The sequence below is a fragment of the Nocardia brasiliensis genome, assembly GCF_011801125.1.
In the GTDB taxonomy this organism is placed as follows: Bacteria; Actinomycetota; Actinomycetes; order Mycobacteriales; family Mycobacteriaceae; genus Nocardia; species Nocardia brasiliensis_C.
Window position 1 is genome coordinate 3211687 of the sequence record NZ_CP046171.1, and the last position, 23888, is coordinate 3235574.

Genomic DNA, 23888 nt, shown 5'->3' on the forward strand with positions numbered 1-23888 from the left:
TGGAATGTCGTGCTTCGGTTCGATGGACCGTGCCTGCGGCGTCGGCTCACACGCTGCGATGAGCGATCAGACGCGCCAGCACCTCGAGATCGGCGCCCGCCGAATCGTCGGGAAGGCAACGCAATGCGGCCTCGGTTCGCCGATGCACCTGCTCCTCGGCCCAGCGCCGACCGCCCGTCGCCTCGATCAGTTCCGCGGCACGCGCGACCTCCGCTGCGGTGAGCCGATCTCGGCGGTGATAGAGCTCGTCGAGTTCCGTTGCGGCCGCTGTGCGTGAGAGCAGGGCCGCGACCACGGGCATGGTGTATTTCCGGCGGGCCAGGTCACTCGCGGGCTTGCCGATGTGGGCCTGCTCGCCCCAGATACCGATGAGGTCGTCGGTGAGTTGGAACGCCATGCCGAGTTCGCGCCCGAACCGGTCCATTGCGGTCACGGTCTGCGGGTCAGCGTCCGCGCACAGCGCGCCGAGGGCGCAGGAGCAGCCCATCAGGGCACCGGTCTTCCGCATCGACATCTGCTCGGAAGTTTCGAGCGAAAGTAGCTGTTCGGTTGTCGCCGAACAGTCTTCGTGCTGGCCGCGGCACAGCTCGATCACGGTGGATTCGAGTCGGTCCAGTGCCGGGCCGATGACGCCTGCCGGTAACCGTGTCGCCAGGACCTCGGCGGCCAGCGCGTGCAGGCAATCACCGAGCAGCACGGCGTCGGCGACGCCCCAGAGCGCCCACACAGTCGGCCTGCCGCGGCGCGTGCTGTCACCATCCATGACGTCGTCGTGCAGCAGCGTGAAGTTGTGGATCAGTTCGGCCGCGACCGCTGCCGGCGCGGCGGATTCGGGTGCGCCGCCCGCGGCGACGCACGCGGATATCGTCAACGCCGGGCGCAACAACTTTCCGGTATTTCCGCGCAGCGCTCTGCCCTGCGCATCCCACCAGCCGAAGTGGTAGCCTGCCATTCTTCGCAATGGTTCCGGCATCGATTCCACCGCAGCGTGCATTTCGGGTTCCAAGATTCCTCGGGCAAGTCCGAGAATTTGGGACGGCCGATGTCCCGGAGTGGGAGAAGCAGTGGTGCTCAGGAGGTTCATCCTGGTCTACTTTCCTCGACAAGCATTCCTCGGGTAACGCGGCTGAACGCAAAACAGGTTCAGCCTGTTGGTATTCCACGTCGGACCGCAGACCGCAGCCCAGGCGAATGGATTGTGCGTCGCATACGACAGCGCGGAGAGTGCAATTGAGTTGACCGGCCCGATGTGTCGGATCTCTCCTGATCGCAACTTCGGTCCGAGAATAGTGCCTGGCAGGTGATCTCTGATTGATCCGGAGATCCATTGCGGGCTAACTAAACCTTAACCGGACCGGATGTCCCTGTAAATGCCCAAATTTCGCTTGCCCCGGATAATGTTCGTCGAATTTCAATCTATCCGGGATAACGAACACCCGTACGCGCGCTCGGTCGAGGCGGACAATTCGATCAACCGGCCGAGTTCGGCGCGGATGAGGTAGTCGTCGTGCTCGATCAGGCCGTGCAGGCACTGCTGCGCATCGGCGTTGTAGCGCAAGTCTTCCGGCGAGATGGCGACTACCTCCATGAGGGCAAGGACGGCCGCCGCGGGGTTGTGCTCGATCAGATAGGCGGTCGCCTGGCACAGGTGGCGGGTAACCCGACGTTCCAAAGCCTGCTCGGGGACGATCTCGGTCGTCGCGGCGAGTTCGATCACGCGGACGGGATCGTAACGGGCCAAGGCGATCTCGATCTCGGCGACGCCGAGTTCCGCCGGGCCGAAAGCAATTTCACATACCAGGTGGTCGGTATCCAGGCGGCGGGCCGCGTGCGTGGCTGTGCGCAGGAGCTCGGCGGAATCTCGCGCGTCGCCGGCGACTGCGGTGGCTCGGGCGGCCAGCAGATGCAGTGCCCCCGAAAGGATCACGGGTTCGGCCGCGGGCGAGCCGGCGTCGTCGACCCGACTGGCCGCGGCAAGCGCGACATCGCGACACCGCAGCGGTTGATTCGTTTGCAACAGTTCGATGGCGACATGCCAGCTGCTCGCGGTCATCAGCAGCGGATGGCGGTAGCGGGCGGAGGTGGTCATGGCGCGGTCGGACACCGCGGCGGCCAGTTCGTGGTCGCCACAGGCAGCCAGGAAATTCCGGGTCAGGTGGTATGTGCCGATGAGCAGTTCCGCGGTCGCGTTGTCGCCGAGCTGCCAGTGCGCGGTGCGGACCGCCTCGACCAGTGCGGGCAACCGGTGCGACAGCAGCGAGTATCGGTAGGGCGAACTCGCCCACAGCATTCGGCATTCGTCCAACGTCACCGCGAGCGCGTCGATGTCGCATGTATCGATGGGGCGATCGCCGCAAGCTCGAAGCGCGGGGTGTTCGAGCAGCACTCGCCGCAGCCCGTGGGATTCACCGTTGGATCGTGGGGGACAGGGTGCGAATCCGCCGGTCGGCCAGTCGATGAGCGCGGCAGGGTCGTCGATGCGCAGCACCTCGGCCAGCCGGGCGAGGTCCTGGATATTGTTCAGCTCGCGTTGGCCGGATTCGATGAGACGCAGCCATTCCTCGCTTCTGCCGACGAGGTTCGCGACCGTGCGGCGCGACAGACCCCGTTGCCGCCGACGCAGTTCGAGGCGCTGTCCCACGCTCAGCGCGATTGTAGTGCGCGGTCGCATCAGCCGATCCGCTCGACGGGAAGCGGGCCGTGCCGAACGGTCCGAACCGGCAGCGCGGCAACGACTTCGAGCGGAGATGAGCGAGCCCATCGATACGGTGCTGGCATGTTGCCGCCCCCCCATTCCGTACACACCATCGGTGCCTACGACGTATTCTGACAGTCATTCGATCGAGTTCATCGCGGATACTTGGACAGGACTTCTGTGTATGCCGATCACCTCGTATCCCTGCCGCGTCGGACATCGTCGTCGGTGATCGAATGCGCCGCGGCGGAGTCGACTATCGACTTGGGGAGAGCGATCTACCTCAGGTTAGCCAGTCGACTGCGGGACGCGGTGACCCTGACTGCACGACCGCCGTCCTACTGTGCACGCCCGTATGGCAACTGCGCGAAGGAAATTCATTCCCGAATCGAGAGGTTATGGTATGGCTACTGTCCTCGATACCTCGACGGCGGCTCCGGAGGACCGCGGTGAGCTCGTGGCGGACGCTATCCAAAGCATGACAGCTCCGTCGCATATCGCCCTCGCGGCTCCCGGGATCACGCCGTCGGCACGTATCGATGCGTGGCAGTTGGGAGTCGCGGAACTCGGTAGTATCCGGACCGGCGGCTATTCGGTGGTGCGCAGCCAGCGGCAGGTTCGGACCGCACCGGCGCCGAACCTCATGCTTTTTCTCTCTCCCGCCAGCAGGATTCGATGGTCACAGAACGACGCACGCAGTGAGCTCGCCCCCGGCCTGGTGTGCGTCGCGAACCTCAATCGCCCGCTCGTCGCCGATTGGCGTGGCGGCGCCGTCTCGACGCTGCAAGTGCCGCTCGACGCGCTCGGCATCACGGCGAACGCGATAGAGCGCGCGACGGATCGGCTGACTGTCGGGCCGCTGCAGTCGCTCGTCGCATGGCAGATCAATCTGGCGATCGGGACAGCCGACGCGTTGGCGAACGATCCGGGAGCAGGCTGCCTGGGTGACGCCTTCGTGGACTTGGTGCACGCGCTGATCACGTCCGAGGCGGCGCGAAACGGTGACGGCACTGTTGTTCCCGCCGATCTGCTGATCGCCCAGATCCGTGCGTACATCGACCGTCATCTCACCGATCCGGAGCTCGGACCGCACCGGATCGCGACCGCGCATCACATCTCCGTCAGATATCTGTACAAGCTCTGTGCGCGCACCGGGTTCAGCTTGGAGCAATTGATCATCGCGCAACGACTTTCCCGGGTGCATCGCGCACTCGCCGACGCGCGGAACCACCATCTGCCGATCGCCACGATCGCGCAGCAGCATGGATTTCGGGATTCCGCGCACTTCCATCGACGTTTCCGCGCCGCGTTCGGCATGACGCCACACGAATGGCGTCGTACGGCCGAGGCGAGTGGCTCACTCGGCGGGGAGCCGGAAGTAGCGACGAACGTTTTCGGGCCTGCGGTGTCGTGACTTGGACATCAACTCCGGCAACGCCATGCCGGCCGCGGCGAGGTGTGCCAGCCCGGAATGTCGCAGGTCGCTCAGCTTCCAGCCGGTTCCCGCGCCATTCGTCGCGGTCGCGGCGTCGAGGAGGTCTCTCGCCCGGTCGTAGGACAGGCGCGCACGACCCGTTTCAGGACATCTGTTGTCCGTACCGTGGCGCCCACGCGTGATGGACCGGCGGTGGGTGACGAACAGCGGGCCGCGGGTCCGGCCACGGATCACGAACGGCAGCAGCCGCGCGGTGCCTTCCTGCCAGGAGATATGGTCGCCGCCATGGCCGACCGGACAGCTGCGTCCGGCCTGGTCCAGCTGCTCGATATTCACTTGGAGCAGTTCCCCGGCATGAGCGCAGGTTTCGTACATCATGCGCCAGAGTGCCCGCTCCCGGAGATGAATGTCGCGGTCGGCGAGGAGTGCCTCGATCGCCGCACGTGATCGCACCTGTGGCCGGGCGAGCGGGGGAGCGCAGCGCCGCGGCGCGATGAGCAGATCCGGAGCGTCCCAGCCTTGGCCATGGCACCAGATCAACCATCGCTGGATCGCCGACCGTCGTGCGTTCCAGGTGTTCGCCGAGGCGTCGCCCCAGAGGAGTTCGAGTGCGGTGGCGATCTCGTCCCCCGAGATCGTGCACAGCGGGCGGTCCTCGCCGAGTGATTCCGCGAGTTTGTTCAATGCGATCCCATAGGCGCGGCGTGTGTTCGGCGACGGGATCGATTCCTCGAACTCCGTGGCCGCGGCACACACTGAGCGGTTCGGAGCCATGTCGGTCCGGCACGGGTACCCCACCATCAGTCCACCTTCCCCTGAATTGTGCTCGGCGCCCTGATTGTGGACTTCACGGTCGGCATGCAGCCCCAACGACCTCAGGGCCAACCTTTGTTGGTACCGGCGGGGCATTGCACGGCCGCGCTGCCGGTGGCGGACGGGCTTGTGTCGGGTCCTGCACCTGTCTCAGGGTAGGTTCGCGGTGCTGTCGTTCGCCTGATTGAACGCCGCCATGATGTCAGTCGCGATACGCCCTTTATTCGAGATCGGCATCCCGTGCTTGCGTGCCCAGATTCGTATTTCGAACGTATCCCTGCGGCCCTGGCTCGAGTCTTCGGTCGCGCCGCTGTTGTTCGCTGCACCTACTCTGCGTGCGCTTTGTATCCAAGCCTGAAATGTCGCACGCAGGCGGTGCGCGTTTGTTCTGGATAAGTCTATGTGGTAGTCGACTCCGTCGAGAGAGAAAGACACTGTTTCGTGCGCAGGCGAAATTGTGTCGCCGTCGTCCATGAACTCTTCGGTGTCGATACGAATCACAGGCCGTCTCCCTCTCTGCTACGAGATCTGTCGCACCGGGTGCCAAGGACACCTTGTGATGAGCTGGATGCGACTCAAGCTAAGTTACTACCGATTCTGATCAGTTGCGAGCATTGTGTTCGGGCTTCCCGCCGGGCTGGAACCGGTTCGCGGAAGATGATTGCACGCGAAGCGGAGTGGCGGCGATTGGCTGTCGACGCGGCGACCAGTCCTTGAGTTGTGGATATGCCGATGGGCGTGTGCTCGATGCGATCCGTGGTATTGGAACCTGTTTCGCTCGCGTTTTCTGGATTCATCCCTTGAATTTCTACGTTGCTGACGGTTCTTTGCATCGGACTCGCTTCGCAATGGCGGTCTGAAAGACAAGATGGACTTCTGGAGTTGAGCACACGCGACAGCGACAATCGGGATACTCCTTGGCTGGCGCCGCGAGCGTCTCCGGTATCGAAGGCAAAACGCACACCGAGACCTGGCATAACTCGGAAGCGCGGCGCAAATTCTTCCTCGCCCACGGCGGCGCGGTTCCTGGCGCCGGCCGTTTCTTTCGCGTTCCTTCGACGGGGAGCCGTTCGGTCGGGCGGTCGCGTGCCCTCGCCGCACGCCGCGCGCCGCACGCCGCGCGCCGCGCGCCGCGCTCGGCGCCGGGCCATCGTCTGTCTGGCGGCAGGACTACTGTTCGTCACAACCACACCGACCGACGCCTACGACGGCTTGGATAGCAGCGGATTGCCCTGTGTCAGCCGATAATACGATCGCATCGGCCGTTCCTGGGCTCGTGCAAGACGGGTTCGTTCCAGATGTGCAGGAGTAGGTGCTCGTTCACCGGGATCAGCCTGGGTTCGTAGCCGGGTGCGGCGGCGCGATAGGGCTCTTGTGGCCCACGTATCTCATAGAGCCGCACATGCACTCGCGCCGGGCCGGGCGGGGTCAACGGCCTGGCGAGGTCCCCTTGGCATGCCGCGAAGTAGCAGTCGCCGATTCGTTGTCGCCCGAGGTCTGTGAGGTAGCTGGTTTCCGCCATGAACTCGGCGTCGGTCGGTTCCGGTGGGAACCCGTCCGCGGTTTCCACGCTGACCCTTGCGAGATGACCGTAGCTGCGTTCGTTGCTGGTCTTGATCCCCAATATGCCGAAACCTGGTCGTAGTCGGCCGGTGTCGAGCACAGGAAGGGTACGTGTCTGGTCCGTCAGTTGGTCATCGAGCAGGTATATCGCGCCGCCGTCATAGTCGATGATGTCGGTCGACCTCACGTTCACCTTCTTCTGCGTTCACATCGAGGGATCGGTCGGACGTTGAACATGTACTGGAGCAGGCTGACCCTACAGCGATCTGGCCGGTTGTGGATCTACTGACCGGACTTGGATCGGCTGTCCGGCTTGCGATCCCAGTGCCGCGGTGACGATGGCGCGGGATTGGATCTCGATCCGCCGCGCGAGGGGTGCCGACTGGCCGGGGCCGTGGCGTTCGATCTCGGGGTCCAGTCACGGGGCGTGGTGTAGCTGGGGTGGTCAGGATCGCTAGAACCGGCTGGGCAGGAGGGCTGCTCTGTCGGGTCCAGTATTTCTGCGTAGGTCCTGTCATCGAGCACACCGAACTCGATCCGTGCGGGGAGCAGGGAAGGTTCCCCGGCGGCTCTGCGGGCGCGGTTGGCCGCGAGGAGTCCGGTGGCCCACTCCTGCAATGCCGTCGGCAATCGGATGGTATGGCCGTCTGTGCAGCGGACGTAGGCGTAGCTCGGTTCGCCTCTGGCTGCTAGTGGGTTGTGCCAGCCGACGGCCGAGATCTCCAGGATGAGTCCGGTCTGCTGCGGTAAGGCGATGGTCGGCGGGTACAGGTCGCTGTCCATACCCGAGAACCCTACGACAGCAACTGTGTAGTTATCTACCGTTGTGCCCGATCAATATATGGAACTCCGGGTTTGATTGCTATGCAGCGACTTTCCGGCGGCTCGCGTCGCTGCCAGATCCTGCACCTCGCGCCGCGCCGGGCCGCATGGCGGCGTTTGCTTGGCCTGGCCTGGGGGATCGGAGCGTGGGTTAACAGCCGCAGGGGTGTCGCCGGAAGGGGAAATGGTCGTCCCGTGCGGCCAGCTAGGGGTAGCTGGCTCCTTGCGGGCTGTACGCCTGCCGTCGCCTCTGCGCTCGCTATTGGGCCCAATCACACTGTGGGATCGAATGTTATCTGTCGGGTGGTCGGGACCTGTGGTGGTTTGCCCGTCAGGTGGGGCCTGCTACGGCGGTCTAGGGGTGGCTGGGAAGTGGTTCCATTTCGGAGGCCATGCTCGTGGTGATGAGGTTCTCGATCGCCTGGCAGGTCTGCCCGTGGTTCGGGTTCGGTGTCGGGTCTGCCGGGGGTGTAGGTCAGTTCGGTGTCAGACGGGAAGCAGCTGCCGGATGAGCTTCCAGCGTAGTGGGATCACGCCCTCGGTCCGGAAGGCACGCAGCAGTGACACCGCCGCATGGTGGGGAGCCGGGCTGATCGGAATGCCTGCCTCTGCTACCTGCCACGGCAACGGATTTCGCGGGCTGGGCAGTGCCATCGCCCGCATCCCGAGGGCGCGGGCGTCCATCAGGCCCTCGGCGGAATTGAGCAGCGCCACTACGTTTCCCGCTGCCATGCCCAGTGATTCGAGGGCGATTTCCAGTAGGTCGTCGGGATCGCCGACGACGATGCTGGACACCGGGTCGAACAGGTCGGGCAGCTGATCGGTCAGTGCGGCGACGTAGCCTGCGGGTGCGGTGGTGGCGATCACCACCGGAACATAACCGGCGAGGACTCGCACCAGCGCGTTCGCGTCGTCGATCGCCCGGACTTGCCGTACATGGTCGATGTCATGGTCGGTGCCTCGCCACGGGGGCGTGGATTCGATGATCCCGTCGAGATCCATGACGACCGCAGCGATCATGGCGTGCTCCTCACCTCGTATCAGGACTGATCACTGATCAGCGTAGGCGAGGAACGCACAGCGAGGGGTGCGTAGCCGCTGCGCGAGGAGAGGGATCTTCTGGGGCCAGCGGGGATACCCCTGAACTCGCCGCCAAGTTCGACGCCCCCCAACTCCGGGCCATCTCACCCCGCTGCAATGGACGTCGACGGCCCAGCCGGTCACCGCCGTAAGTCATATCCGACAACAACGGCATCTACAAGGTCCCAACTACTGGTTCCGGGCTGGGCCAAATGCACCTCGTCGGCGCATAACGGCTGAGAGACCGGAGAAGTTGGCCGCGTGATCGAGTCCGCGGCCATCGTGCCACCGCCGAAGGAGCTCGCGACCGTGGTCGAATACGTCGCGACAGGCCGTGTTGTGTTACAGCGGTTCTCGGATCGAACGGACTATATTGAGTAAGTTCGTTACGATCCCTGCGGGTGTTCTCGTGATGGTGGTGGATGACGAGGAGAGATGTGCATCGCGTCGCAAAGATGTTCCTGCGAGGTGGTCGGGTAGGGTCCTCCACTCGAAGGTGCTGACGAAACCACGCAATAAATGGCATTATGTCGTGGATATATGAATTGACCTGGCTTCAACTCGGTAACTCGTGGAGGGTGGAATGTGGGGTGATTTGAGGCGCACAATATGTTCGGCGGTAGTGGTGGTTCTGCTACCACAACGCTTCTCTGGCCATGGCAAGTCTGGCTGGTCCTGCGGCCCTTGCGCGCTGCGACATGTGAGAAAGTCGGCATGGCTCTGACAACATGATCAAATACAAGCACGTCAACGGGTCTTGCTGAGGTTCATAATCATTTGGGAAGGAAGCCTGATCGCTGGGTGCCGGCAGGAGGTGGCTCCACCCGGCGCACCTGATCGAGTTCGTCAATGTGTCCCGGGGGCGTGAGCATGCCTGAAGGGGAAGTCTATGCTCGCCGTTATCTGCAGTTGATGGGTAACTCAATGGTTGGCAATCTTGATTGGAGTTAATAAACTGCCTATTATATCGACCATGCACGCTCCGAGGGGTTTCGACTGCCGGTGTGATTCGCGTTTGGTCATTACCGGGTGTGCGGTTTGCGGTAGCAGACCGACGGCCGCGGTGGACAAGATTCCGGCCTGATGGTGTCGAGCCCGAGGGATGAATGTTGCTGATACTCCTGACACTGATATGTTCGAACACGTCAGATTCTCGATCTTTCATTACGATGCCTGACGTGGACAGTCGTCTTTTGAATGGATAAATTGACCAAAGCGGCCCCATTTGCCTCTCAGCATTCGAAGCATCCTGACCCCTCGCTATCTTGGTATGTTTCGGCAATTTGAGCGTTTGCCCACGATGATACGAAGTCAAAAAAATAGTTTAGTGCATTCATAGACTCCAGGCACCTGCGTTTCCAATGCTGTCCCATTGTGCGTCACGTGGCGAGCTGACCGTAGAATTCACGGTGTGTCTGGCAGGGGTGCGGCGGTACGTTGGTAGCGTCGGCGCTAGTAGGGGCTGGGTCGTGCGTTCCTTTCGCTTAGTCGATGTCTGGTGATGGAGAGGAGAGCTATGCCAAGTAGGAGGGCTACCGCAGGTCTAAGGGCGGTTCCGATCTTTGCTCTGGTTCTTTCGTCGATCGCCGCAGGGCCGACGGCTTCAGCTCAGCCACACGAAGAGCGACCACATTCGGTGGCTGCTGATAACGGTGCTCCACCGGTGGACGATGTGATTATCGGCGCCCTGGGGGCGGGGTATCAGGACCTCTTGATTGCAGCAGAAGTCGGGTGTGAAAAAGGCAGGGAGGATCCACGAATTTGCGGGATGTCGAACGAGCAGATTCGGGCAGTACCGAAGGACCTTGAGCTGGTTGAAGCCGACCTGGTCACGGCAGTAAAGTCGCAGCAACCGGCTGGGCCCACGACCATGGGGTTGCACGATGTGGCGTCCCCGGCGGGTCTGTCGAGGGTTGCCAGCTTGTTGCGACACGCGACCCAGGCCAGCAAGAATCCGGCGGTTCGGAAGCTGACCGAGCGAGCCGACGACTTCGCCACGTGGGCCTCTCGCGTGAACGTGACAACAGGAGCACTGCAGGAGAGCACCGTTGACGCGTACGCCAAAGCGGCTATCTACTTGGCGGCAAGCGCGGCCCCTCCACTTGGGGATCTGCTCTCCCTGAGCGAAGCGATCTCCACTGGGAATATCGAGCAGGCTGTCGTCGCAGTCATAGGTGTTGCCGCAACCGCCATTGCGTTGGCATTTCCCCCTGCGGGCGCGGCGATCGCGGTCGGCCTCGCGGTTTACAACGTCGGTAAGTTCTTGTTCAACTTCTATCTGGCCACACCGCGTGACTGGGTCGAAGACCCACCCGGTACCCCTCAAGAACTCTACACGTCCGGTGCTGACTTCAAATGGATCACGTACCCCTTTAAGGGCGAGCATGTGGCGCTTCTATTGTCCAAAGACAAGTTCGTCGACACGGCCGATCTAATTCTTAACTCCAAATGGACAGAGAGTAATACCGACAGGCAGCCGGTCAAATACTCGATACCTTCAGGCGATGCAGAATTCATGAGATTCGGTGGTGGCGGTTTGTTCGATGATGCCTCTGTGTCAATATGGCAGGACGGTAAAGTCGCCACGTCTGAGTGTGCAAAGGATAAAAATGTAAAGGAAGCATTTGCTTGCTCAGAACTATCCAAACCCGTCGAAATCGCACTGGACAAGCCTGCGGTGTTGCAAGTCAGTATCATAGGTCAGAACGCAAAGGATTTATCTATCTGTCGAGACAGGGCCTGTGCTACCTGGGCAAAACTTGTTGTATTGTCTGAAGGGAAAAAGGAGGTTTCGTTACTATTTTCTTTCAGCTTGGGATTCAGATAGTATCAACCCCAAGCGGTGCTCTGATCCCAGCTCGCTCACAATCCAGCCGACGCGTCCATACAATTTACGTAAGCTGACGGGGGAGTTGGGGCGGCTAAATCCGTGGGGTCGGTGTGACGCTGCGAGCGGTGGTGTCATCGCGACCGCTAGCTTGAGTTTTAACCTCGGGGCTGGTCAGGTGCGTCACGGTTGATCTTGAACGAAGTCCTTGGTTGATGATTCATCTTGCGACAGAAAGAATCTCGGCCAAGGCCTTCAGTTGAATAGTGTGCACGATCCCGGCGTTGCCGGTGCTTGCAGGGACCTGTCGGAGTTCCGGCGGGAGTTGTATCACTGTGTGACCACAGGGCCTGACGCTGTGTTCGAGCTGGTCGACGCGGTGTTGTGCGCGGACGGGCCGGTGCGGTCGCTGCCGGAGTTGTCGCTGGTCGCCGAGCATCGTCGTGGTCACGGCAGCGCGTATGTGGCGCTGGATCGCGGCCGGATCGATGTGGAGCGGCCGCGGCGGGCGCTGGCGGCGGTGCCGCTGCCGCGAGCCGCGGATGACCGTCTGGTGCTCGCGGTCGACATCACCTCCTGGTTGCGGCCCGAGGCGCGTACCTGCCCGCAGCGGATTCTCTGTCGCACCTACGGCCGGGCCCGCAACACTCACCAGATGATCCCGGGATGGCCGTTCTCGGTGGTGGTAGCGCTTGAGACCGGCCGCAGTTCCTGGACCGCACCGCTGGACGCGGTCCGGCTCGCACCGGGCGAGGACGCCGCCGAGACCACCGCGACCCAGTTGCGGTCGGTGATCGGCAATCTGATCGCCGCCGGTCAGTGGCAGTCGGGTGACCCGGAGATCTGGGTCGTCGCCGACGCGGGCTACGACGGGCCGTGGTTGGCGTTGCCGCTGTCGGATCTGCCTGTGCGGGGGCTGGCCCGCATGCGGTCGGACCGTGTCCTGCGCCGCCTGGCTGCCCGGCACCAAGGGCGCCCGCCCCGCCACGGCGGTGAGTTCGTGTTCGGTGACCCCGCGACCTGGGGTGCACCTGACCGGTCCCCGATGACGGGACCACCCGGTCTTTGAGTCCGGGTTGAATTCGATCCAGTTTCAGTTGATGTCGCAGGCCACGGGATGGTGGGTGTGGCCGCAGCGGGCTGCGTACTCGGCCGGGGTGAGATAGCCCAGGGCCGAATGCTGATGCCGATGATTGTGATCGGTCTTGAAGTCGCCGATCACGACCCGGGTTTCGAGCAGGCTCGTCCAGTGGTTGCGGTTGAGGCACTCGGCCCGCAGCCGCCGGTTGAACGACTCGATGAACCCGTTGTTCCACGGTGTCCCGGGCGGGATATAAACGATTCCGACCCGATCAGTGCAAAACTGTTGCAGCGCATGAGAAATCATCTCCGGCCCGTTGTCCATCCGCAGCACCATCGGCGGTCCACCCCGCGCGGTGAACACCTTCCGCAGCTCGGCGACGAGCTTCTCGGCGGTGATCGACCGCTCGACCAGGTGCAGCAGCGACTCGCGGAGTTGTTCGTCGATCATCGACGCGATCTTCACCGCGCGACCGTCGACGGTGGAGTCGAACTGGAAGTCCAACGCCCACACTACTTTCGGAGCGCCCGCGTCGACCGGCGGCACCGACGAGCACCCGGCCCGCTTGCGCGGGGAATGCGCGCGCACCTGCAAGCCTTCCTCGCGCCAGAGCCGGTGCACCTTCTTCTTGTTCACCTCGCTGCCCTCGTCGAACCGCAACGCCGCCCACACACGGCCGAACCCGTGCCCTTGGTGTTGCGTGGCATAGGACCGCGGCCAGGCCCGCAAACCAGCGTCGGGATCTTCGGGGGGTCTGCGCGGCCGGCAGCCACCGATAGGTCGAACGAGCAAGCCCAACCACCTTGCACGCCAACCGTTCCGACATGCTCTTGACCTGTTTGAGCATGTCCACGGCGCGGCGCTTGGCGGATGGGCTCAGAATTTTCCCTTGGCGATCTCCCGCAGCGCGTCCTTCTCCAGCTCGGCATCGGCCAGCAACCGCTTCAACCGGGCATTCTGCTCGCGCAGCTCCTTGAGTTCCTTGGCGGCATCGGTGTCCACACCGCCGTACTGACGGCGCCAGTTGTACATCGTCGCCGCCGACACCCCGAGCTCGGCCGCGGCCTCCTCCCCGGTCTTGCCCGCCGCGATCAGCTCATCGGCACGGCGCAGCTTCCGCACGATCTCCTGCGCGGAATACCGCTTACGTCCTGCCATGCCCCACTCAGTAACCCTTCCAGCCCCTGATCAGGGCCAACAGGACTCTAATACCGAGTGGTCTCATTCACTGGGGACGGGCCACACCCGCGACCGAAACTCTCACCGAGACCAGGCTTTACGGTCGCGCGCATGCCTGCTCCTGGGACCGGCTGCATCCCCGGCTGACCCACCGCTCGTCCTGGGTCGCCCAGACCGCGACCCTGCCGGTGATCGAGGGCACCGTGATCTGTCTCGACGTCGACTACCTGCCCAGCGGGGCGATACCGAAACCGGTCTGGCTATGGCATTCGAGCACAGGCCTCGGTACCGGCACCGTCGATCTGCTCTGGCAGGCGTTCCTGCGCCGGTTCGATATCGAGCACACCTTCCGCATGCTCAAGCAATCCCTGGCTGGACCGCCCCGAAACCCCGCGATCCCGCTGGCGCGGACCGGTGGACCTGGATGTTGCTTGCCGCTTACACCCAACTGCGCCTGGCCCGCGGCCTCGCCGCCGACCAACGACGGCAATGGGAGAAACCCGTTGCCGCACAACAACTCACGCCAGCACGTGTTCGCAGGGTATTTCGGCACCTGCGCCCGAACATCGCGTGTCCAGCCCGCGCACCGAAACCCTCATATCCTGGCCCAGGCCGACCAGCAGGCCGCTGCAACCAGCGGCCCGCACCCCGCCATGACGTCCACATCAAGACCACGAGCAACACCAGCGCACCCAACCCCGGCAGGCCCACGACCACGCCACCTGGTTAGAACTCAAGCTAGTGGCCAGGTTCGAGGACGCGGTGGGGTTAGTCCACGGCTATCTCTCGGTCGGAGTCGGGATTAGACGATGGCTTCAGCTTCATGCTGGATGTCGTCAATCGGTTCTCCTATCGGCGCCGTCTTCGCTCACCCCAGTCCAAGGTCCTCGGCGCTGGCGTCGGGCCAGCATCGGGCAGCCAGATCTGCGATCCCCCAGCTCAAATACAGGGTTTCCGCGGCTGGTGTCACGAGCATCCGATGCTGGCGTAGCCAGCGCAGGTTGTGTTGTTCGGCGTGATCGTGGGCGGGGTTGTAGCGCGGTGGGACGGGGATGTCGAAAACGACGTTCTGTGGCATGGTTGCACCTAGCTGGCTGGTCGAAATGGTCAGGCGGCGCTGTCTGCGGCGCGACGACGCATGCTGGTGCCGCCTCTACGCATTTTCCGCAGCGCCAAGAATTTATATGGCATGTGTAGTAGGGATTCGAGGGCGTGCGCGCCATCGAACTGCTGGTCCGTAAACGGCAGATTGGCTGCATCTGCTACCTCGAATTCCAGCTTTTCTTTTGGTCGGAGACCTATGTCGACTCGATCTGGCTGGCGCTTATTGCAATACCGGTGCTCGATATGCGAGTTGTGCGCCGCGCAGCCTTCCTGTGTCACATCCGACATCTAGCAGGTGCGTGCCGGTATGGGCGGGCTGCGGCGATCAAATCGGTACGACGGCCCTGTGCGTCGAGCCGTCGCCCGTCATTTCCTCCTTCTGTGCAATGGTCGAGGTGGAAATTGTCGCCGACAATAATATCTAGCAGACCGGCTTCGTCGAGATCTAGAACCCATGCTGCGAAGGGGAATGCTCAGATGTCATTGTTCACTCTTCGAATATTAATCGAGCGGGCATAGAGTGAGATGTCGTCAGCTTTCCAGTAAATGGCGACCGAGCGTCGCCCATTCATGGCACTCTGAGCGTGACCTGTAGTCGCGATACCTCGATGCAGGGCTGCCAATTCGCCGGGTAGCTTCTGTCGTGTGGCTTCCGTGCAGTAGGCACGCTCCTTCGAGCGAGCGGCACGGTGCTGCGACGAACTCGGGACGGTCCATCCCTCGGGCGAACTGCCGAAATCATGCATCCTCACCACCTCAGGCGATGGCATGCCCTAGCACCAGACAACTTACACGATAGCGCAGCTGGTCAAGTCCCGGGGCGTGGTGTAACTGGGGAGGGCGCCGCATGATCCGAGATGTCGGTCCGGCGGTGAGTTCTGTTGCGGTGTCCTCTCGTTGGTTGAGGTTGCTCCGGATTCCCGGACGGATTGGGTGTGTTGATTATGCTGCTCGGTGAGCGGCGGTGTGGACTCGTTCGTAGTTCACGGGGTTGAGCATGTCGAGTTTGGGATGTCTTCGGGTCGGGTTGTAGAGCGCTTCGATGTAGTCGAAGATCGCGGTGGCCAGTTCCTTTCTCGTTGACCGGAGTCGGGTGTCGAGTGGTTCCAGTTGTATTGTGCCGAAGTAGCTTTCGGCCATGCTGTTGTCGAAACAGTCCCTGATGGAGCCCATCGATCCCTGCAAGCCCGCTGAGCGGATGCGTTGGCCGAAGGCCGAACTGGTGTACCGGGCGTCGTGGTCGGAATGAGCGATGGTCTGCCCCGGTGGTGGTCGGCGCCGCCACCGGGTGATGTCCAAGGCATCGCAGACCAGCTCGGCGCGTGGATGGTCGGGGATCGACCGGCCCGCGATGCGTCGGGAGAATGCGTCCAGCACGACCGCGCAGTAGACCCAGCCTTCACCGGTGTGGTGCTGGGTCAGGTCCATGGACCACAATCGGTCCGGGTCCTCTGCGCTGAAGCGGCGGTTCACCAGGTCCGGGTTCGGGCTCGCCGGATCGCGGTGCGTGGGGCCGCGCCGTCTTCGGAACGTGCTCTGCAAGCGCGCCGATCGCATCAATCGGGCGACACGCTTGCGGCCCAACCGGATTCCTATGCCGATTCGCAGCTCGGCATGCACTCTCGGCGCGCCGTAGGTGCCGCGTGAGGCGGTGTGGACCGCGGTGATCACCGCGGTCAGCTCGGTGTGGGCGGGTGCCCGCGCTGATGGCCCGCGGTCGGGCCATTCGTAGTATCCGGAGGTCGACACGCCCGGCACCTGCCGCGAGATCGTGACCGGGACGCCGGCCGCGGCGAGTTCGGCGACCACCGGGAACACTATTTTGGGAGGACGTTGTCCCGCGTGAAATACGCTGTGGCCTTGCGTAATACCTCGTTCTCGAGTTCGAGTCGCCGTGCTTTTCGGTGGAGCTCGACCAGCTCGTTGCGTTCGGCGCTGGTCAGGCCCTCGCGGACGCCGTCGTCGATGTCGGCGCGTTTGACCCAGTTGCGTAGGCAGGATTCGGAGATGCCCAGGCTCGACGCGACCTGCCCGATCGGGCGTTCACCGGCGCGGGCCAACTCGATCGCGCGCTCACGGAACTCACGCGGAGGTGCTGGAGGCATGTGGACTCCTTCCGGAGGCGAGTATCCCGCCTCACGATCGGTGTCCGGAAGACCGAGGCAACCTCAAGCCAGTATCTCTCAACAAACCGTTCCGGAAAACCGGGGGAAGATCAATCCGTCCGGGAATCCGGGGCAACCTCAAGGTGCCTAAACGCTGCAGCTGGGGCCGCACTGAACCGTAGGACGCTCCTCAGTTGCGAGTGTGGTGTCCGCAGTGCTTCAGGTCAGGCGCGCTTGTTGTAAACATCGAGCCGGTCCAGGCTGCTGCTCCTAGACTGAGGATATACGCCTGTTCGGCTCGGCCGCTTGAGGTTTGAAGATGATACATCCGCCATCGCGCTGGGGAGGCCGCTTCGCGGCCGACCGGCCACGTTTTGCGAAGCTGATCTGTCTTGGAGATTTAGTCAGGTGCCGTGCCGCAGACTCAGGAAGCTTGCCATCCGGGCGTATAGGTCGATATCGGACATCCGAATGCTGTCACCATATTGAACTCGGGGTAAAACGAATTGAACCCTTATCTGCAGTAGGCGTGCGGAACAAATCCGGAGAATTTTTGCTGGATGAATTTCTCCCAGGCTTGCATATAATCAAGTCGCCCGGAGTTAGGAGTGTCTATGTGTATTTTCGAATCTAAAGACGGCGCCACTGGAGCTGTTATAGATATACCGCCAATTTGGTGCCCATTGCCTCTGTGCGTCAAGGGTGGAGGCGAAAACTTTCAGCGGCGAACCGAAAATCTCTATCAAGAAATGGGATTCGATTCCGCATCGATAAGTACTGTGCGTGAGATCTGCTCTGGTGACCTGGCTTGTATGTGGGCGGCGTCTGGTGATGAAGACGGGGTGCAGCTACTGAGCGATTGGTTGCCATGGCCCTTTCTTTTTGATGATGCCTATTGTGACGATGGGCCTCTGTCTCGCGATCCAACGGCATTCAATCACTGTGCCATGAACCTCATGTATACGGCCATTTGCCCTGAGCGAATCTCGCACGGGCCTGAGTTCGTGGACTTACTGTCAAAAGTCCTCGTAGACATAATGTCGCGAGTCCGAAGCCGTACTGGCGAGGGTGTGTCCGCCGTCGCTCTCGCCCACTATCGCTGGGCGATCGGGGCCGCATGCGGGGTATCGGACAGATCGGGCGGCTACGTCCGCAGCCTGGATGAACATATGATTACCCGTCCCGCGGACGGCGCGGATCTCATGTGTCTCTATCTGACAGAGATTGCCGAGGGCACGTGGTACACGCCGGCCGCTATGGGTGACCCAACGGTTCGTGCCATAACCGATGCCGCAAGCGTCGCATTCTCTGTCCTGACAGACCTTGGCTCCTACAGTCACGAGGGCGCCCAGAACAGCCTCGAGTCAAACATTGTTCATATCATTGCGAACGAGCGCGGGATCGGCGCCCAGGATGCCATGTACGAAGCATGCGCTCTCATGGAGGAGGTGATGGAACTATTCATACGGTTGAAAGATAAACTGTCAAACAGGAACGACGAGCGCCTGCAGCGTTATCTGAAACAACTGTCAAATTTCGTGCGAGGAGTTCTGGAATGGCAACGCCGACTACCGAGATATGCGCGATTCTCGAAACTGGGTAGCCCTTTAATTGCTACCGGCCGCCTGCTGGATAAGCCAATTCATGAGGTTTCAGAGCGCAGGGTATTTCCCAAGGTCGTGCCGCCCCCTTCAATTCGATGGTGGTGGGACTTCGCGTAAATCCGTCGAAACGTAGAGCGTCTTGGTCAGTTTGTCTCGCGGCACGGTCGAGGCGCAGTGGCGGCGAAGCTCAGCGCCATGGCCTATTGTTGTTTCCCGGTTGGCTTGTCAAGTAGGAGTTTCATACCTCGATGTAGCCGGATGGCACCGGCTTAGACCGTCACCGCGCAACGCCGCTGCAGTCGGGGCGCCCCGATCTTGGCATAGCCCTTGACCCTGTTCCGTGTTGTAGATTGGCCTTTCGCGACACGGGGTGACGCTAGTGCCGGGTCGAGCATCACCGCCACACTGTCGGCCAGCACGGCCTTGGTCAGCGCGGGATACGGCGCTCGTTGAAATTGATTTGATCGTTGGTCCGCTCGGCGGCGCTGAGCCCGGCGGGTTCATCGACGATGGATACCGGAACGACGGGCGTGCCGACCGCCTGAGCGATCAGCAGGCGGACGCGGCTGTCGACGGCAGCGGGACTCCGCCTGTATTGAACGTGCAGCCCGAACCTGGGCGATACCACCGCGGTGGCCAAGGCGCACCCATCAACGTCCCAGATCGAGCCGGACAACCGCGACGTTCTCGAACACTGGGTGAGCGGCCTGGTTACGGCAAAAGCGCGAGACCGCTATGAGATCCGGCTCGAATCGGCGAGATCGCGGAGAGGCAAAACCCCTTCCGACCGAGGTCAGAAGGGGTTTTCTACTGTCGGGCTGACAGGATTTGAACCTGCGACCACCTGACCCCCAGTCAGGTGCGCTACCAAGCTGCGCCACAGCCCGTTTGCGCTCATTGCTGCGCGCTCGAAGAGATTACCTCAGGTGCGGGCGGTGGAGCTAATCGGCTGGTAGACGGCGTGGCGGACGGGGATCTGGGGGTGTGACGGGGGGTGGTTGGGGGATTGGTGGCGGGTGGGTGGGGCATTCGGGGTGAGAGGAATGCCGGGAGTGAAGGAGGCGGCGGGTATGAGTCGGGAGCGGCGGCTGGTTGAGGCGTTCGTGCAGCTGGCGGACTCGTTGGTGGCGGAGTACGACCCGGTGGACGTGGTGCAGGGGCTGTTGGATCGGGCGGTGGAGTTGTTGGGGGTGGATACGGCGGCGGTGTTGTTGGCGCGGGCGGATGGTGAGTTGCGGGTGCTGGCTTCGACGAGTGAGGCGACGCGATGGCTGGAGTTGCTGCAGGTCCAGGCGCAGGACGGGCCTTGTGTGCAGTGCTACCGGACGGGGGAGCGGGTGATCGCGGAGGATTTGGCGGTGGCCGGGGATCGGTGGCCGGTGTTCGCGAAACAGGCTCTGGTGGAGGGGTTTCGGTCGGTGTACGCGTTGCCGATGCGGCTGCGCGCGGATCGGGTGGGGGCGTTGAATCTGTTCAGTTCGGGGGTGGAGCGCCTGTCGGAGGATGATCTGGTGGTGGGGCAGGCGCTGGCGGATGTCGCGAGCATCGCGATTTTGCGGGCGCGTCAGCTTGCCGAGCATCGGACGGTGAACGGGCAGTTGCAGTCCGCGTTGCAGACGAGGATCGTGATCGAGCAGGCGAAGGGGATTCTGGCCGCGCAGGGGGAGTTGGATCCGGAGACGGCGTTCCAGGCGTTGCGTGGTTACGCGCGCCACTCCCGCGGTCGGCTGCCGGATCTCGCGCGTGCGGTGGTCGATCGAACCATCGATGCGCGGGTGATCCTCGCGCACGGCAAAGATGGTCGATAGCGCGTGACGTCCGTCCGTGTTGTCGACGTTCTGTCGCTCCCCGAAGGGCTTCCGGCGACCAGTGCCGGACACGTAACTGAGCGACGGCTACGTCCCGGTCGCGTGATCAGGAGGAACTGGTGGCGGGAGCCTCTCGCGCGATGCCGCCACCAGTTCCCCCTGATCAAGCCCGACGGTGCTCGACTTCCACTGCCGCTCGGTGTGGTGAACACCCCGGCGACTGGTTGCCTACGGTGTTGCTGATCGCGCAACGCGGGCCGCTACGCTCTGTCGTCGGTGATTGCGGAATCGAGACGAGGTGGTGCGGGTGTATCGCGACCGCACCCCCGATGAGCGGGTGGCGGAGCGGCGGCGGATGCTCGACGCGGCAGTGTAGCTGTTCGGTGCGCGGCTAGGCATGTCGATCGGTGAACTGTGCACGACGGCGCGGGTCTCGTATCGCTCGTTCTACGAGGGTTCGGTGCGCTGGATCAGTTGTCGATCGCGGCGGTGGGCCAGTTCGACGGGCTCGCGCCGAACGTGTGCTCGCGGCCCTGGCCGACGCCGCCTGTGCCGATTTCGCGACGCGCGCTCGGGCCGTTGGGTGCGTTCCTGACGGCGACGTGCCCGAGTCGGCATGCCGCGCGCATGTGTTTCGTCGAGATCGTCCGTGTCGCCGGCACGGTGGAAGTGTGGCGGCGGGAGCGGCGTACGCGGTTGGCCGGGCTGCTGGTGGCGCAGGCCGAGATCGCGGCCGCGCGCGGCGAGATCGGTTCGCGGCCCTTCGCTTTCGCCGCGATCGCGACGATGGGCGCGGTCGTCTACGCGGGGCAGGAATGGGTGGACGCCGAGCCGACACCGACCTCCTCGGCGCCTACATCGATGAGCTCGCCGACCAGCTCACCCGGGTCTACCTGGATGCGGTGGGTCTGCTGCGGTAGCCGAACTGGGCAGCTGGCCACGGTGTCGATCGAGCGACCGTGCCCACCGCGTGATCGGTCGGTCCACGTACCGAAATACGGCCGCTCCGAGCAGGATCGAGAGCACGAGGCAGATCGCGGACCAGGCGAGCCAGCCTCGAATGTCATAGCTGTGGTCGCTCATCCAGGTTTGGGTGACCGTCACCATGATCGGATCCTGCACCAGGTAGAAGGCGAAAGACAGCTCGCCGAGTCGGATCGGGAGCGGTTCGCGTGGAGCCCGGCCCGCCATCACCGGTTCAGTCACTGGCTTGCTCGTCGGTGCGGGCACGCTCGGGTACGCTGCGCGGCATTCTCGGCACCGGTCGGGTCGCCGCCTTCGGCATCGCACGCACCCACGACCCCGTCCGGTCTGGGCTCGGGTAGCAGCCAAAGGCGCGCTTGTGTGTGCGATCGCGAATGGCCCCGAACTGGCTGCCCCCGTGTCGAATCGAGGTGCCGCTCAGGTCGCCTCGGCGTTGCGCCGAGGTATCCCGGTGAGCTCTACCGGAAGTCGGCGGTTCGGCCGGCGCCGAGGCGACGAGCTGTGAAAGGTCAGGAGCGGCCGACGAGGGCGTGGCGGTTGTATCCGGTGACCGGCTCGCGCAGGGCGCTCGCCGCGCCGGTGTGCAGGCACGACTTGATGTGACCCAGGACCGGTCCGCTGGTGTGCGCGAGTCCCTCGGCGTATCGGATCGCGGCCGGTAGGACGGCCTCGTCGTCGGCGACGGCGTCGACCAGGCCGGCGGTGAGCGCGTCCGGGCCGTTGTAGCGCTGGCCGGATACCAGAACGTGGTGGGCCAGATGCGCGGGCAACCGGGACTGGATCAGTTCGACCGACGCCCGGGCGTAATCGGCGCCCAGGGTCACGCCGGGGAAGCAGAAATACCCGCGGTCGCTGCGCATGATCCGGCGGTCGTGGGCGACCGCGAGGAACGCACCCGCCCCGAAGACGTGACCGTTCAACGCGGCCACGGTCGGAATCGGCAGCGTGAGGATCCGGGCGAGCAGGCATTGCAGATCGGTCAGATAGGCGTCGATGTCGTCGGGATGCGTTGCGGCCCAATCCAGGTCGGCGCCGGTCGAGTAGAACTTGCCCGTGCCCGTCGTGACCAGGGCGGCCGGTCCGCCGGTGCCGGTCGCCTCGTCGAGTATGGCGTCCAGCGCGGCGATCCACTCGGGGTTGAATCTGTTCTCTGTGTCCCGTTCATCCCTGTTGCCCAGATGCGCGATGAACACCGGTCCTTCTCGTCGCAGATACGGCATTCGGGCAAGATAGCGTCTCTCGTCGCCGGGACGAGGCTGACACACCACGTCGAGCGCGATGTTCGCGAGCGGGTCGTCGGGCACGGTGCGTTCTTGCCGTGACGGTGCGCGTGCCCAGCAATACTGAGATCGAGGAGAACTTCATGAGTTTGCCCCCGCCAACGCGTACCGCACGCGCCGTCGTCACCGGGGCTTCCTCGGGCATCGGCGTGGCGCTTGCGGAAGGCCTGGCCCGCCAGGGGTATTCGCTGATCCTGGTGGCGCGGCGGGCCGATCGCCTGCGCGCACTCGCCGACCGGTTGGCGGACAGCCACGGGGTCGAGGCCGAGATCCGTGCCGTCGACCTGTCCGATCGGGAAGCCCGCGCGAAGCTGTGTGCCGAGCTGTCCGAGCGGGAGATCGCCGTGCTGTGCAACAACGCCGGCTTCGCTACCTATGGCGAACTCGCGCAGGCTGATCCGATCCGGGAGCGCAGGCAGGTCGAGCTGAACTGCGTCGCGGTGCACGAGTTGACGCTGGCCGTACTGCCCGGCATGGTGCGCCGGGACGCGGGCGCGATCCTCATCACCGGTTCCACCACGGGGAATCAGCCCGGCCCTGGCAACGCGACCTATGCCGCCGGAAAGGCCTTTGCCAACACCCTGGCCGAGTCATTGCACGGCGAATTGGCCGGCTCCGGCGTGCACTGCACACTGCTTGCCCCGGGCCCGGTCCGCACGGAGTACGCCGCGGTGGCCGAGGTACCGAAGCTCGACCACGCGCTGCCCGATCTGTGCTGGGTGAGCGCCGAACAGGCTGCGGCCGAGGCGATCTCGGGTATGGCCGCGGGTAAGCGCCGGGTGGTGCCCGGTGTTTTCGCCAAGGTGCAGACCTTCGCCGGTCAGTACACGCCGCGCGGACTGATCGGCCCGCTCATCCGTGCGGCCTACCGGAAGATCACCTGAGCCGGTGCGAGTGTCGCGGGCCTACCCGTGGTCGGGCGGTACCGCACTCCGACCGGCCGAGCCGTTCAGGGGCGAGCCGTGATCGAAGTAGGGGAGCCGAGGTCGGTTCAGGGGGTGGCGACCGCGCGTGTGCTCACCTAGCCGGATTCAGCCGGATCCGGATGTCGTCGGAGGCGGGTTCGGGCACCGGGTCGGCGGTGACCCGGACCCGCAGGGTGCGGCCGGTGTCCGCGTCGACGAAGGTCAGTGGCGGGCGGCCGTCCTGCAGGTATTTGTCGCCCCACTGCATCAGTGCCAGGAACACCGGCAGCAGATCCTCGCCCGATTCGGTGAGCCGGTATTCGTCGTGGATCCGCTTTCCCGGCTCCTGGTAGGGCACGCGGGCGACGACGCCCGCGCTCTCCAGCTGTTTGAGTGCCCGGGACACGGCGGGCGCGGAGGCGCCGATGCGGCTCACGAAGTCCTCGAACCGTGTTGTGCCGTAGAAGCATTCGCGGACCACAAGGAACACTGTCTTGGTGCTGAGCAAGCCGAGTACGCGCTCGGCCGAGCAGCCGTCGCCGATCGACCACGCGGTGCGGTCGCGCAATTTCTCCTCGAACTCCATCGCCACCTGGTCATTAT

21 protein-coding genes, 1 tRNA gene and 1 pseudogene are annotated in these 23888 nt (G+C 63.6%); 6 read left to right on the top strand and 17 right to left on the bottom strand.

The window, feature by feature from the left end:
• Window positions 1-46: 46 nt before the first annotated feature.
• A complete protein-coding gene (locus F5X71_RS14695) occupies window positions 47-952 on the bottom strand; it encodes a polyprenyl synthetase family protein (protein ID WP_238815897.1) in 906 nt (301 codons plus the stop codon).
• A 459-nt stretch (window positions 953-1411) separates the two neighbouring features.
• Entirely contained in the window at window positions 1412-2761 is a 1350-nt protein-coding gene (locus F5X71_RS14700; RefSeq protein WP_167462464.1) for a helix-turn-helix domain-containing protein, read from the bottom strand.
• 337 nt (window positions 2762-3098) lie between these two features.
• On the opposite strand from F5X71_RS14700, the gene F5X71_RS14705 reads away from it, so the two are divergent.
• Complete coding sequence (locus tag F5X71_RS14705; RefSeq protein WP_167462465.1) at window positions 3099-4109, top strand: helix-turn-helix domain-containing protein; 1011 nt, start codon at window positions 3099-3101, stop codon at window positions 4107-4109.
• On the opposite strand, the gene F5X71_RS14710 is transcribed toward F5X71_RS14705, so the two are convergent.
• The 5 genes from F5X71_RS14710 to F5X71_RS14730 form a co-directional block, all read right to left on the bottom strand.
• Window positions 4053-5000 carry a tyrosine-type recombinase/integrase gene (locus tag F5X71_RS14710; protein WP_238815898.1) on the bottom strand — a complete coding sequence of 316 codons (948 nt, stop codon included), beginning with the start codon at window positions 4998-5000 and terminating at the stop codon, window positions 4053-4055. The two genes, F5X71_RS14705 and F5X71_RS14710, sit on opposite strands and share 57 nt — an antisense overlap.
• 93 nt (window positions 5001-5093) lie before the next feature.
• Window positions 5094-5444 carry a histone-like nucleoid-structuring protein Lsr2 gene (locus F5X71_RS14715; RefSeq protein ID WP_238815899.1) on the bottom strand — a complete coding sequence of 117 codons (351 nt, stop codon included), beginning with the start codon at window positions 5442-5444 and terminating at the stop codon, window positions 5094-5096.
• 74 nt (window positions 5445-5518) lie between these two features.
• Window positions 5519-5956, bottom strand: coding sequence for a hypothetical protein (locus F5X71_RS14720; RefSeq protein WP_167462466.1), 438 nt, complete (start codon window positions 5954-5956; stop codon window positions 5519-5521).
• A 224-nt stretch (window positions 5957-6180) separates the two neighbouring features.
• Window positions 6181-6693: a hypothetical protein gene (locus F5X71_RS14725; protein ID WP_167462467.1), complete on the bottom strand. Its 513-nt coding sequence runs from the start codon at window positions 6691-6693 to the stop codon at window positions 6181-6183.
• Between the two features lie 1121 nt (window positions 6694-7814).
• A complete protein-coding gene (locus F5X71_RS14730) occupies window positions 7815-8348 on the bottom strand; it encodes a hypothetical protein (protein ID WP_167462468.1) in 534 nt (177 codons plus the stop codon).
• Window positions 8349-10071: 1723 nt separating this feature from the next.
• On the opposite strand from F5X71_RS14730, the gene F5X71_RS14735 reads away from it, so the two are divergent.
• Complete coding sequence (locus F5X71_RS14735; RefSeq protein ID WP_167462469.1) at window positions 10072-11235, top strand: hypothetical protein; 1164 nt, start codon at window positions 10072-10074, stop codon at window positions 11233-11235.
• Between the two features lie 337 nt (window positions 11236-11572).
• The gene (locus F5X71_RS14740) at window positions 11573-12304 is read left to right on the top strand and encodes a transposase (protein WP_203218302.1); all 732 of its coding nucleotides are present in this window, start codon (window positions 11573-11575) and stop codon (window positions 12302-12304) included.
• A 24-nt stretch (window positions 12305-12328) separates the two neighbouring features.
• On the opposite strand, the pseudogene F5X71_RS14745 reads toward F5X71_RS14740, so the two are convergent.
• The 5 genes and pseudogenes from F5X71_RS14745 to F5X71_RS14765 form a co-directional block, all read right to left on the bottom strand.
• A pseudogene (locus tag F5X71_RS14745) lies at window positions 12329-13474 on the bottom strand (IS3 family transposase).
• Window positions 13475-14363: 889 nt separating this feature from the next.
• Window positions 14364-14573: a hypothetical protein gene (locus F5X71_RS14750; protein ID WP_167462471.1), complete on the bottom strand. Its 210-nt coding sequence runs from the start codon at window positions 14571-14573 to the stop codon at window positions 14364-14366.
• A 29-nt stretch (window positions 14574-14602) separates the two neighbouring features.
• Window positions 14603-14887, bottom strand: a complete 285-nt coding sequence (locus F5X71_RS14755) for a class I SAM-dependent methyltransferase (protein ID WP_167462472.1) — start codon at window positions 14885-14887, stop codon at window positions 14603-14605.
• A 654-nt stretch (window positions 14888-15541) separates the two neighbouring features.
• Window positions 15542-16408: an IS3 family transposase gene (locus F5X71_RS14760; RefSeq protein ID WP_167462473.1), complete on the bottom strand. Its 867-nt coding sequence runs from the start codon at window positions 16406-16408 to the stop codon at window positions 15542-15544.
• 8 nt (window positions 16409-16416) lie between these two features.
• A complete protein-coding gene (locus F5X71_RS14765) occupies window positions 16417-16704 on the bottom strand; it encodes a transposase (RefSeq protein WP_167462474.1) in 288 nt (95 codons plus the stop codon).
• 812 nt (window positions 16705-17516) lie between these two features.
• Here F5X71_RS14765 and F5X71_RS14770 point away from each other — a divergent pair.
• A complete protein-coding gene (locus F5X71_RS14770) occupies window positions 17517-18425 on the top strand; it encodes a terpene synthase family protein (protein ID WP_238816000.1) in 909 nt (302 codons plus the stop codon).
• Window positions 18426-18735: 310 nt separating this feature from the next.
• On the opposite strand, the gene F5X71_RS14775 is transcribed toward F5X71_RS14770, so the two are convergent.
• Together F5X71_RS14775 and F5X71_RS14780 are read right to left on the bottom strand one after the other, a co-directional pair.
• Window positions 18736-18948 carry a hypothetical protein gene (locus tag F5X71_RS14775; RefSeq protein ID WP_167462476.1) on the bottom strand — a complete coding sequence of 71 codons (213 nt, stop codon included), beginning with the start codon at window positions 18946-18948 and terminating at the stop codon, window positions 18736-18738.
• A 173-nt stretch (window positions 18949-19121) separates the two neighbouring features.
• Window positions 19122-19195, bottom strand: a tRNA-Pro gene (locus F5X71_RS14780).
• A 165-nt stretch (window positions 19196-19360) separates the two neighbouring features.
• Between F5X71_RS14780 and F5X71_RS14785 the strand changes: the two genes are divergently transcribed.
• Window positions 19361-20116 carry a GAF and ANTAR domain-containing protein gene (locus F5X71_RS14785; protein ID WP_275106783.1) on the top strand — a complete coding sequence of 252 codons (756 nt, stop codon included), beginning with the start codon at window positions 19361-19363 and terminating at the stop codon, window positions 20114-20116.
• A gap of 470 nt (window positions 20117-20586) precedes the next feature.
• Here F5X71_RS14785 and F5X71_RS14790 read toward each other — a convergent pair whose 3' ends face one another.
• Window positions 20587-20778 (bottom strand): hypothetical protein, encoded by a 192-nt coding sequence (locus F5X71_RS14790; protein ID WP_167462477.1) that lies wholly within the window; start codon window positions 20776-20778, stop codon window positions 20587-20589.
• 831 nt (window positions 20779-21609) lie between these two features.
• Window positions 21610-22404, bottom strand: coding sequence for an enoyl-CoA hydratase/isomerase family protein (locus tag F5X71_RS14795; protein WP_238815900.1), 795 nt, complete (start codon window positions 22402-22404; stop codon window positions 21610-21612).
• Window positions 22405-22463: 59 nt separating this feature from the next.
• Here F5X71_RS14795 and F5X71_RS14800 point away from each other — a divergent pair, with 59 nt between their 5' ends.
• A complete protein-coding gene (locus F5X71_RS14800) occupies window positions 22464-23264 on the top strand; it encodes an SDR family NAD(P)-dependent oxidoreductase (protein ID WP_167462478.1) in 801 nt (266 codons plus the stop codon).
• Between the two features lie 133 nt (window positions 23265-23397).
• Here the strand turns inward: F5X71_RS14800 and F5X71_RS14805 are convergent, their stop codons facing one another.
• Window positions 23398-23871: a winged helix-turn-helix transcriptional regulator gene (locus F5X71_RS14805; protein WP_203218341.1), complete on the bottom strand. Its 474-nt coding sequence runs from the start codon at window positions 23869-23871 to the stop codon at window positions 23398-23400.
• Between the last annotated feature and the right edge of the window lie 17 nt (window positions 23872-23888).

Excerpts from the sequence above, each read along its gene's own strand:
- F5X71_RS14695 (WP_238815897.1), bottom strand. The coding sequence starts at position 952 with ATGGCAGGCTACCACTTCGGCTGGTGGGATGCGCAGGGCAGAGCGCTG.
- F5X71_RS14700 (WP_167462464.1), bottom strand. The coding sequence starts at position 2,761 with ATGGGCTCGCTCATCTCCGCTCGAAGTCGTTGCCGCGCTGCCGGTTCG.
- F5X71_RS14705 (WP_167462465.1), top strand. The coding sequence starts at position 3,099 with ATGGCTACTGTCCTCGATACCTCGACGGCGGCTCCGGAGGACCGCGGT.
- F5X71_RS14730 (WP_167462468.1), bottom strand. The coding sequence starts at position 8,348 with ATGATCGCTGCGGTCGTCATGGATCTCGACGGGATCATCGAATCCACG.
- F5X71_RS14750 (WP_167462471.1), bottom strand. The coding sequence starts at position 14,573 with ATGCCACAGAACGTCGTTTTCGACATCCCCGTCCCACCGCGCTACAAC.
- F5X71_RS14755 (WP_167462472.1), bottom strand. The coding sequence starts at position 14,887 with ATGTCGGATGTGACACAGGAAGGCTGCGCGGCGCACAACTCGCATATC.
- F5X71_RS14765 (WP_167462474.1), bottom strand. The coding sequence starts at position 16,704 with ATGCCTCCAGCACCTCCGCGTGAGTTCCGTGAGCGCGCGATCGAGTTG.
- F5X71_RS14770 (WP_238816000.1), top strand. The coding sequence starts at position 17,517 with ATGTGGGCGGCGTCTGGTGATGAAGACGGGGTGCAGCTACTGAGCGAT.
- F5X71_RS14800 (WP_167462478.1), top strand. The coding sequence starts at position 22,464 with ATGAGTTTGCCCCCGCCAACGCGTACCGCACGCGCCGTCGTCACCGGG.
- F5X71_RS14805 (WP_203218341.1), bottom strand. The coding sequence starts at position 23,871 with ATGGAGTTCGAGGAGAAATTGCGCGACCGCACCGCGTGGTCGATCGGC.